The sequence below is a fragment of the Stenotrophomonas sp. NPDC078853 genome (genome assembly GCF_044901215.1).
Lineage (GTDB): Bacteria > Pseudomonadota > Gammaproteobacteria > Xanthomonadales > Xanthomonadaceae > Stenotrophomonas > Stenotrophomonas lacuserhaii.
Genome location: NZ_JBJDOQ010000009.1, coordinates 147,658 through 157,572, shown reverse-complemented (window position 1 = coordinate 157,572; position 9,915 = coordinate 147,658). Strand labels below are relative to the sequence as shown.

General features: G+C 67.0%; 10 protein-coding genes. 7 read left to right on the top strand and 3 right to left on the bottom strand.

Annotated features, from left to right (window positions below; genetic code table 11):
* Positions 1-196, bottom strand: a 196-nt coding sequence (rplU, locus tag ACI2JH_RS11405; RefSeq protein ID WP_404736235.1) for a 50S ribosomal protein L21, incomplete at its 3' end; no start/stop codon positions are given.
* Positions 197-488: 292 nt separating this feature from the next.
* On the opposite strand from rplU, the gene uvrA reads away from it, so the two are divergent.
* Positions 489-3,491, top strand: a complete 3,003-nt coding sequence (gene uvrA, locus ACI2JH_RS11400; RefSeq protein ID WP_182655902.1) for an excinuclease ABC subunit UvrA — start codon at positions 489-491, stop codon at positions 3,489-3,491.
* A complete protein-coding gene (locus tag ACI2JH_RS11395) occupies positions 3,491-3,898 on the top strand; it encodes a thioesterase family protein (protein WP_343244158.1) in 408 nt (135 codons plus the stop codon). The genes uvrA and ACI2JH_RS11395 overlap by 1 nt, the downstream gene beginning before the upstream one ends.
* Positions 3,899-4,047: 149 nt before the next feature.
* Here ACI2JH_RS11395 and ACI2JH_RS11390 read toward each other — a convergent pair whose 3' ends face one another.
* Entirely contained in the window at positions 4,048-4,500 is a 453-nt protein-coding gene (locus tag ACI2JH_RS11390) for a copper chaperone PCu(A)C (RefSeq protein ID WP_404736234.1), read from the bottom strand.
* Between the two features lie 34 nt (positions 4,501-4,534).
* Between ACI2JH_RS11390 and ACI2JH_RS11385 the strand changes: the two genes are divergently transcribed.
* From ACI2JH_RS11385 to ACI2JH_RS11370, 4 genes are all read left to right on the top strand, one after another.
* Positions 4,535-5,314, top strand: a complete 780-nt coding sequence (locus ACI2JH_RS11385; protein ID WP_101100208.1) for an enoyl-CoA hydratase/isomerase family protein — start codon at positions 4,535-4,537, stop codon at positions 5,312-5,314.
* Between the two features lie 91 nt (positions 5,315-5,405).
* Positions 5,406-6,314: an acyl-CoA thioesterase II gene (gene tesB / locus ACI2JH_RS11380; RefSeq protein WP_042615152.1), complete on the top strand. Its 909-nt coding sequence runs from the start codon at positions 5,406-5,408 to the stop codon at positions 6,312-6,314.
* 10 nt (positions 6,315-6,324) lie between these two features.
* Positions 6,325-6,822 carry a pathogenicity-like protein gene (locus tag ACI2JH_RS11375; protein WP_404736233.1) on the top strand — a complete coding sequence of 166 codons (498 nt, stop codon included), beginning with the start codon at positions 6,325-6,327 and terminating at the stop codon, positions 6,820-6,822.
* 274 nt (positions 6,823-7,096) lie between these two features.
* Positions 7,097-8,323 (top strand): RNA polymerase sigma factor, encoded by a 1,227-nt coding sequence (locus ACI2JH_RS11370; RefSeq protein WP_404736232.1) that lies wholly within the window; start codon positions 7,097-7,099, stop codon positions 8,321-8,323.
* A 90-nt stretch (positions 8,324-8,413) separates the two neighbouring features.
* Here ACI2JH_RS11370 and ACI2JH_RS11365 read toward each other — a convergent pair whose 3' ends face one another.
* The gene (locus tag ACI2JH_RS11365; protein WP_404736231.1) at positions 8,414-8,983 is read right to left on the bottom strand and encodes a hypothetical protein; all 570 of its coding nucleotides are present in this window, start codon (positions 8,981-8,983) and stop codon (positions 8,414-8,416) included.
* Between the two features lie 152 nt (positions 8,984-9,135).
* On the opposite strand from ACI2JH_RS11365, the gene ACI2JH_RS11360 reads away from it, so the two are divergent.
* Complete coding sequence (locus ACI2JH_RS11360; RefSeq protein ID WP_404736230.1) at positions 9,136-9,891, top strand: arginyltransferase; 756 nt, start codon at positions 9,136-9,138, stop codon at positions 9,889-9,891.
* The last annotated feature ends 24 nt before the right edge of the window (positions 9,892-9,915 follow it).

Here is a 9,915-nt window from a genome sequence, read left to right as displayed (position 1 = left end):
CCTGGGACAGGACGGAGGCAGTGACCGCACCGCCGCTCAGGGCGTCGCCGATCTTGATGCCATCGCTGTCGCCGAGCAGCAGGATGTTGTCGAACTTTATCTCTCTGCCGACTTCGACTTCGAGCTTTTCCACGCGGAGCTTTTCGCCCTGCGCGACGCGGTATTGCTTACCGCCGGTGACCAGTACTGCGTACATGACCAGACTTCCTTTGTAGTTATTGTGGTCTATTGACTGCTGCCATCGAGGGCAGACAGGAGCGGAATTGTACCGGCACACCCGGTCCCGGTCAACCCTTCCCCACACCCCGCAAACCCAGGCGCGACAAGGCCTTCATCACCCTGTACGTCAGTCTCATGTGCTGCGACAGGCGGCTGGCATTGTCGCCCATTGCCCCCATCTGGTCTGCTCGGTAGGCTGCTTGATTGCCCTCCCCGACGCCCTTCCTGCTGGCCGGGCCCCAGCCCAAGCCCCCAACACCGGATCCCCCATGGCGATGGATTTCATCCGCATCCGCGGCGCGCGGACGCACAATCTCAAGAACATCGATCTCGATCTGCCGCGTGACAAGCTGATCGTGATCACCGGCCTGTCCGGCTCGGGCAAGTCCTCGCTGGCCTTCGACACCATCTACGCCGAGGGCCAACGCCGTTACGTGGAATCGCTGTCGGCCTATGCCCGCCAGTTCCTCAGCGTGATGGAAAAGCCGGACCTGGACCACATCGAAGGCCTGTCCCCGGCCATCTCGATCGAGCAGAAGTCGACCTCGCACAATCCGCGGTCGACCGTCGGCACCATCACTGAAATCTACGACTACCTGCGCCTGCTGTACGCGCGCGTGGGCACCCCGCGCTGCCCCGACCACGGCTATCCGCTGGAAGCGCAGACCGTCAGCCAGATGGTCGACCACGTGCTGACCCTGGACCCGGAACAGCGCTACATGCTGCTGGCACCGGTGATCCGCGACCGCAAGGGCGAACATGCGCAGGTGTTCGACCAGATGCGCGCGCAGGGTTATGTGCGCGTGCGCGTGGATGGCGTGCTGTATGAAATCGATGAGGTGCCGCCGCTGGCGCTTCGCCAGAAGCACACCATCGAAGCAGTCATCGACCGCTTCCGCCCGCGCGAGGACATCAAGCAGCGCTTGGCCGAGAGTTTCGAAACCGCGCTGAAGCTGGGCGATGGCATGGTCTCGGTGCAGTCGCTGGACAACCCGGAAACGGCGCCTGCGCTGTTCTCCTCCAAGTACTCCTGCCCGGTCTGCGATTACTCGCTGCCGGAACTGGAACCGCGCCTGTTCTCGTTCAATGCGCCGATGGGCGCCTGCCCCGGCTGCGATGGCTTGGGCATGGCTGAGTTCTTCGATCCCTCGCGCGTGGTCGTGCATCCCGAGCTGCCGCTGTCGGCCGGTGCGGTGCGCGGCTGGGACCGTCGCAATGCCTATTATTTCCAGCTGATCGCCTCGCTGGCCAAGCACTACAAGTTCGACGTGGACGCAGCCTGGAACACGCTCCCGGCGAGCGTACAGAAGGCCGTGCTGTACGGCAGCGGCGATGAAACCATCAGCTTCACCTACTTCACCGAAGCCGGTGGCCGCACCCAGCGCAAGCACCGCTTCGAAGGCATCATTCCCAACCTGGAACGCCGCTACAAGGAAACCGAATCGGCGGCGGTGCAGGAAGAACTGGGCAAGTACATCAGCGAGCAGAGCTGCCCGGAGTGCAAGGGCGCGCGCCTGAACCGTGCCGCGCGCAACGTGTTCGTGGCCGACCGTCCACTGCCGGACCTGGTGGTGATGCCGATCGACGAAGCACTGAAGTTCTTCAGCACGCTGAGCCTGCCCGGCTGGCGTGGCGAGATCGCCAGCAAGATCGTCAAGGAAATCGGCGAGCGGCTGGGCTTCCTGGTCGACGTGGGCCTGGATTACCTCAGCCTGGAGCGCAAGGCCGATACGCTGTCCGGCGGCGAAGCCCAGCGCATCCGCCTGGCATCGCAGATCGGCGCCGGCCTGGTCGGCGTGATGTACGTGCTGGATGAGCCGTCCATCGGCCTGCACCAACGCGACAACGAGCGCCTGCTTGGCACCCTCACCCGCCTGCGCGACCTCGGCAACACGGTGATCGTGGTGGAGCATGACGAAGATGCGATCCGCCTGGCCGACTACGTGCTGGATATTGGTCCGGGCGCAGGCGTGCATGGCGGTGAGATCGTCGGCCAGGGCAGCCTGCAGGACATCCTGGACGCGCCGCGTTCGCTGACCGGCCAGTACCTCTCGGGCAAGCGTGCGATCGAGATCCCGGCACGCCGGCACAAGCCGAACCCGAAGATGACCCTGCACCTGCGCGGGGCCAGCGGCAACAACCTGAAGAACGTCGACCTGGCCATTCCGGCGGGGCTGATGACCTGCATCACCGGCGTGTCCGGTTCGGGCAAGTCGACGCTGATCAACGACACGCTGTTCTCGCTGGCCGCCAACGAGATCAACGGCGCATCGCACGATATCGCCCCGTACAAGGAAATCGACGGGCTGGACCTGTTCGACAAGGTGGTGGACATCGACCAGTCGCCGATCGGTCGTACCCCGCGTTCGAACCCGGCCACCTACACCGGCCTGTTCACTCCCCTGCGCGAGCTGTACGCCCAGGTGCCCGAAGCACGTGCGCGCGGCTATTCGCCGGGCCGCTTCAGCTTCAACGTGCGCGGAGGCCGCTGCGAAGCCTGCCAGGGCGATGGCCTGATCAAGGTGGAGATGCACTTCCTGCCGGATGTGTACGTGCCCTGCGATGTCTGCCACGGCAAGCGCTACAACCGCGAAACGCTGGAGATCCTGTACAAGGGTTACAACATCAACGACGTGCTGCAGATGACCGTCGAAGATGCACTGAAGCTGTTCGAGCCGGTGCCGAGCATCGCGCGCAAGCTGGAAACGCTGGTCGACGTGGGCCTGAGCTACATCAAGCTGGGACAGAGCGCGACCACCCTGTCCGGCGGTGAAGCGCAGCGCGTGAAGCTGTCCAAGGAACTGTCGCGCCGCGATACCGGGCGCACGCTGTACATCCTGGACGAGCCGACCACCGGCCTGCATTTCCATGACATCGAAGCGCTGCTGGGCGTGCTGCACAAACTGCGCGACGAAGGCAACACGGTGGTGGTGATCGAGCACAACCTGGATGTCATCAAGACCGCCGACTGGATCGTCGACCTCGGTCCGGAAGGCGGCCATCGTGGTGGCACCATCCTGGTCACCGGCACTCCGGAAGACGTGGCGGCCTGCCCGACCTCGTACACCGGCCAGTTCCTGGCCAAGATGCTGCCCTCGGTCAGCGCGCGCCCTGACAAGCCGGCGGCGGTGGCCAACAAGCCCGATGCGCGCCCGCCGCGCAAGGTGAAGCCGGAGCCGAAGAAGAAGGCCGCCGCGGCCAAGAGCACCGCCGCCCCCAGCAAGTCCACCGCGACCAAGACCACCGCTACGCGCAAGAAGAAGGACGCCTGATGAGCACCGAGCACAAGATCCTCGCCCGCATCCCGATCAGCGTGCGCTGGCGCGACATGGACAGCATGGGCCACGTCAACAACGCCAAGTACATTTCCTATCTGGAAGAAGCGCGCGTGCGCTGGATGCTGGGCGTGGAAGGTGTGGCGATGACCGACCGCATCGCACCGGTGGTGGCGGCCACCAACGTCAATTACCGGCTGCCGATCGTGTGGCCCAACGACATCCTGGTGGAACTGTTCGTGGAACGGCTGGGCAACAGCAGCGTCACCATCGGCCACCGGATCGTCGACCAGCAGGACGAATCGCGCCTGTATTCGGACGGCAACGTAGTGGTGGTGTGGATGGACACCCAGACCGGCAGGAGCGCCCCCCTTCCCGACGCCGTACGCAACGCCTCCACCTGAGGTGACGATGGCCGCCCCTGGTGGGTGGCGACTGCCATGGTGGGTGACGACTGCCACGGTGGGTGACGACCGTTGGTCGTCACGCTTCTGTATGGGCCAGCAATCAAGAGCGTGACGACCAACGGTCGTCACCCACCGGAGCAGAAGCATCAGCGCGCGGCTTTGCGTACCTGCAGCGTCGCGGCCGCTTCACCACCGCCTTCCAGCTGCAGCACCAGCGGCACCGCCTGCCCTTCCTTCAGCGCGGCCTTGCCCTGCATCAGCATCAGGTGCTTGCCACCCGGCTTCAGCTCTACCGTCGCGCCGGCCGGCAGCACCAGATGGTGCAGGTGCTGCATGCGGCTGACGTCGCCCTGCAACGTGGTTTCATGCAGCGACACATCGCCGAACACCGCGCTGCGCGCGCCGATGATCGTCACTGCGGTGGCACAGGTGTTGTGGATCGTTCCGTAGCCGGCGGTCATCTTCATCGCCGCGCTCGGCGGCAACCGCGCCCATCCGTCTTTCAATTGCAGGCACTCCACCGGCGCGGCCAGCGCCACTCCCGATGCTGCCACTGCACACAACGCGAACAGTACGCCAACGCATGGTTTGGTTATCATCGGACCACGTTCCCTCCCGGCAAGAGATCGCAGCATGACCACGCTCATCGAGGTGTACAACCATGGACCGATCCGCGAACTGCGCTTGGCGCGGCCGCCGGTCAATGCGCTTGACACCGACCTCTGCCGGCAGTTGATCCACGCCGTCGAACAGGCCATGGCCGAAGACGTGCACGGACTGGTGCTGTCAGGCAACGAACGGGTATTCACCGGCGGCATGGACGTGCCCCACCTGCTGTCGCATGGCGACGATCAGCACGCCCTGCTGGACAGCTGGAACGCCTTCTTCGGCGCGGTACGCACGCTGGCCGAAAGCCGCATCCCGGTGGTGGCCGCACTGACCGGGCACGCCCCGGCCGGTGGCTGCGTGCTGGCGCTGTGTTGCGACTACCGGGTGATGGCGCGCAGCACCGATCCGGCGCAGCCGTTCGCCATCGGCCTGAATGAAGTGCAGGTGGGGCTGGTGGCACCGGAAGGCATCCAGCGCCTGCTGCGCCGTGCCGTGGGCATGCACCGCGCCGGGATCCTGCTGACCACCGCCGCCATGGTGCCGGCCGAGCAGGCCCTGCAGATCGGCCTGGTCGACGAGCTGGCCGACGGCGACCTGGTCGTGGCGCGCGCAGTGGCCTGGCTGCAGCGGCTGCTGAAGATGCCACGCCAGCCGATGCTGTTGACCCGCGCGATCGCCCGCCAGGACCTGCATGAAGCCCTGCACCCGGACCTGATCCGCCTGGATCGCTTCGTCGAGGCCTGGTATGCGCCGGATGCGCAGCAGGCACTGCAGGCGCTGGTGGCCCGGCTCGGCAAGGGCTGAGCACCGGGCAACCGCCGACGGCACCTGCCGGGGGCTGCTGCACGGCCGCCCGGCTATAATCACGGCCTGTCCCGACACCGGCTGTCCCCCCTTGAACGACACGCACGAACCCGTCGTCTCCGAATTGATCGACCTGCTCACCCTGGAGCGGCTGGAAGACAACCTGTTCCGTGGCCAGAGCCGCGACATCGGCACCAAGTACGTGTTCGGCGGGCAGGTGCTCGGCCAGGCGCTGGCTGCGGCCCAGGCCACGGTGGAAAACGGGCGCCACGTGCACTCGCTGCACGCTTATTTCCTGCGGGCGGGCAATATCGACCACCCCATCGTCTACGACGTGGACCGCACCCGCGATGGCGGCAGTTTCTCGGTACGCCGGGTGACCGCGATCCAGCACGGCAAGGTGATCTTCTTCTGCGCGGCCTCTTTCCAGCAGGAAGAAAGCGGCGCCGAGCACCAGCACAAGATGCCCGAAGTACCTCAGCCGGAAGACCTGGAACCCAACCGTCCGCTGCCGCAGGACGTGCTGGACCGGTTGCCGATCAAGGTGCAGCGCTGGCTGTCGCGGGGCGGCCCGTTCGAGTTCCGCCACGTCTATCCGCGCGATGAGCTCAACCCGCCCAAACGCCCGCCTTACCACCAGGTCTGGTTCCGCCTGACCGAACCGGTCGGCGATGCACCGGAACTGCACCAGGCGCTGTTGGCCTACGCCTCGGATTTCCATCTGCTGGGCACGGCGACCTTCCCGCACGGCATCAGCTACTACCAGCCGCACGTGCAGATGGCATCGCTGGACCACGCGATCTGGTTCCACCGTCCGTTCCGTGCCGACGACTGGCTGCTGTATGCGCTGGACAGCCCGAGCGCCCAGGATTCGCGTGGCCTGGCACGTGGACAGTTCTTCGACCGCCACGGTCGCCTGGTGGCCAGCACCGCGCAGGAAGGCTTGATCCGCGTGGTGCCTGACAGCGCCGCCGCTGCTGCCGTGCCGGCCAAGGACTGAGGAACGCGCCATGAGACAGATTTTCAGCAGCCAGCGCGTGGAAACCGTGGAAGGCGTGGCCGAACTGCTGCGCAGCCACGACATCGAAGTGCGCGTGACCGATGGGCGCACGTACCACACCAAGCGGCGCGGGCAGTTCAGCTATCTCGACCAGAGCAAGAACATCCGCCACCCCACGGTATGGGTGGTGCGTGCGGACGACCAGCCTCGTGCGCGCGAGATCCTGCGTGATGCGCGGCTGCTCGACACCACCCGCCGCGACCACCCGACCGCCGAGTTCGCCTTCCGCGAAACCGAGGCACCGCCCACGGGCCGCGGCTGGGCCTGGCGCATCCGCATCGCCTTGCTGGTGGTGATCGCCGGCGTGGCGTTGTTCATCGGGATGGGCCATCGCGGCGCAAAGCAGCCGGCCGCTCCTGCTCCGCAACAGCAGCCCGCCGCACCGGCCGCGCCGGTTGAGGAAGAAGAAGTCCGCGTGCGCATCCAGCCCTCCACGCCGCAACCCTGAGCCGGTACTGACGGCCGCTGGCCGTCCGGTGCCTGCGCCTGCTCCGGTGGGTGACGACCGCCTGCTCCGGTGGGTGACGACCGCCTGCCCCGGTGGGTGACGACCGTTGGTCGTCACGCTGTTGCAGTGGTCTCCAGAGCCGTGACGACCAACGGTCGTCACCCACCAGTTGGTTGCGGTCGTCGCCCACCAGTTGGTTGCGGTCGTCACGACCACCGGTCACATACTGCGCGGCGCTCCGTCTTGGGACACAATCCCCGCAGGAGCGCCGCCCATGACCGCAACAGCCGCCAGCCTCGATGACACCCTGCACCGCGAGCTGCCTGCCGCGGCCGATGGCTGCCAGCATGCATACGGGCGCATCGTGGTGGCCTGCCAGAACACGGTGACCGCCATCGCCCTGGCCATCACCCGCGACCGCCACGCCAGCGAAGACATCGCGCAGGAAGCGTTCGTGCGCGCATGGCAGCAGCTGCGCCAGCTGCGCAATCCCTCCAGCTTCATGCCGTGGCTGCGCCAGATCACCCGCAACCTGGCCCGCGACTGGCTGCGCAGCCAGCGCGGTCGGCCGCTTTCGGGCGAAGCAGCGGAGCTGGCGATCAACATGGCTGCCGATCCCGCCCCTGGCGCGGCCGACCGCCTGCTGCGCATCGAAGAAGAAGTCGCCGCCGAGGACATCATCTCCGCGCTGCCCGAAGAGAGCCGCGAAGTGCTGCTGCTGTACTACCGCGAAGGCCAGCGTTCCCAGCACGTCGCCAGCCTGCTCGGGCTCAGCGATGCGGCCGTGCGCAAGCGCCTTTCCCGCGCCCGTGGCATGGTGCGCGAAGGCCTTCTGCAGCGTTTCGGCGAGTTCGCGCGCAGCAGCGCGCCCGGTGCAGCGTTCGCCACCACGGTGGTGTCGATGCTGATGGTGGCCGCTCCGGGAACTGCCAGCGCGGCGATCGTGGCCTTGGGCACCGGCGTGGGCGTCGGCGGCAGCAAGCTCGGCCTGGGCGGTGCCAGTGCCTCGGCGGGAACGGCGATGGGGTCGCTGACCGCCGCGGCGGGCCAGTTTCCGGGCTTCGTCGACCACGTCAACGTGGGCGCGATGATCGGCGCGGTGGTCGGCGGGACGGTCTTCAGCTACCTGGGCGGCCGCTACCTGATGTCGTTCGCGGAATCGCCGCAGGAACGCGCGCGGATCCGGCGCTTCGTGCACCTCAACACCTTCACCGCGCTGGTGGTCTGCGTAACGGTACTGGTGCTGTCACTGCTGGCGCTGCCGACGTGGGTGGGCCTGTTCGCCCTGTCCGTGGGCCTGTCGCTGGTCTGCTGGCAGTGCCTGGTGCCGCTGCGGCGGATCATGCAGCCGCTGATCGACCGCGATGCCGAGCGGCGCGGCCTGCAGGGTCAACGCAACTGGAAATACGAAGCGCTGTACGGCAAGCACGGCATGATCGGCGCGGCCTTGGCGGCAATGCTCATGGTGGGCTGGCTGTTGTGGAGAAACGGCGCGCTGTAATCCAAAGCGGTGACGACCAGAGGCCGTCACCGCACTCGAAACCCGGTAGTGACGGCCGCTGGCCGTCAATCTTCCATGGGCCGCTGGCCGTCAGTCCTGCGACGGCCGCGCCGGACCCTGCGGCCCGTGGCCCCCATGGCGCGGGCCACGCATCGGGCCCTTGGCCGCATCGAACTCGGCCTTGCTCAGCTGGCCATCCTTGTTGCTGTCCGCCGCGGTGAACCAGGCATCACGATGCTGCTTCATGCGCAGCTCGCGGTCGGCCTTGTCCAGGTAGCCGTCCTTGTTGATGTCCATCTGGTCGAAGCGTCCGGCCAGCCGCGGATCGGCAGCGGCCTCCTGGCGGCTGATGCGACCGTCCTTGTTGCTGTCCAGCCGGGCCAGCTGCTCGGCATGGCCACGCCCCGGACCGCGATGCCCGTGCTTGCCGCGCGGCCGTTCTTCGCCGGACAGCTTGCCGTCCTTGTTGGTGTCCATCTGGTCGAAGCGTGCGGCCAGGCGCGGCGCGGCGGCGGCTTCAGTGCGATCGATGAAACCATCGTTGTTGGTGTCCAGCTTGACCGGGCGCTGCGGCGACCGCGGCGCGTCGGCAGCCAGAGCGATACCGGTGGCGGAGGTGCTCAGCAGCAGGGCCAGCAGCAGGGGGGTACGCAGGGTCATGGGGTCACTCCAGTAGAAGGGGACGGGGTGTTTTTCAATCACCCTCGAAGGACAACAACGCGTGGACGCGGCCACGGTTGACGTCGGCCCCGCCCGTGTTCATTTGGCAGACAGTCGCGGCCACTGCGACAGCCGGACGCTATGCTGTGGACATGGCGATACACGGCGACCGCGACGACGACCTGAGGCTGTTCCAGACCGGCGAGCACCCCTGCGGCTACTGGCCGGAGCGGACCGCGCGCGATCTGGTGCTGGACCCGCATGACCGCCGCCTGGGCGGCCTGTACCCGATGGCGCTCAGCTGGGGCTTCCGCCGCAGCGGCGACCTGGTCTACCGCCCGCATTGCGCCCAATGCCACGCCTGCGTGGCGGTGCGCATACCCGTGCAGCGCTTCGCCCCGGACCGCAGCCAGCGCCGCAGCGTGGCGCGCAACGCCGACCTGGAAGTGCGCATCACCGCCGCTGCCCCGCGTGAGGAACTGTTCGCGCTGTACCACCGTTACCTGGCCCATCGGCATGCCAACGGCGGCATGGACACCCACGGGCCGCACGAGTTCGAGCAGTTCCTGATCGGCAGCTGGTCGCGCACGCGTTTCCTGGAAATCCGCCTGCCGCCGCCGCAGGGTGGGCCAGGCGAACTGATCGGCGTGGCGGTGACCGACGTGACCGAGCAGGGCCTGTCGGCGGTCTACACCTTCTTCGATCCGGACCATGCACAGCGCGGGCTGGGCACCTTCGCCATCCTGCAGCAGGTGGCCTGGGCGCAGCGCGAATCCCTGCCCCACCTGTATCTGGGCTACTGGATCCGCGACCACCTGAAGATGGATTACAAGCGCCGGTTCCGCCCGCTGGAAGCCTACGACGGCCGCCGCTGGAACGAATTCGATGGCGAACTGGCCGGACGCTGACAAGCCGCTGACACAGGCGCCGGT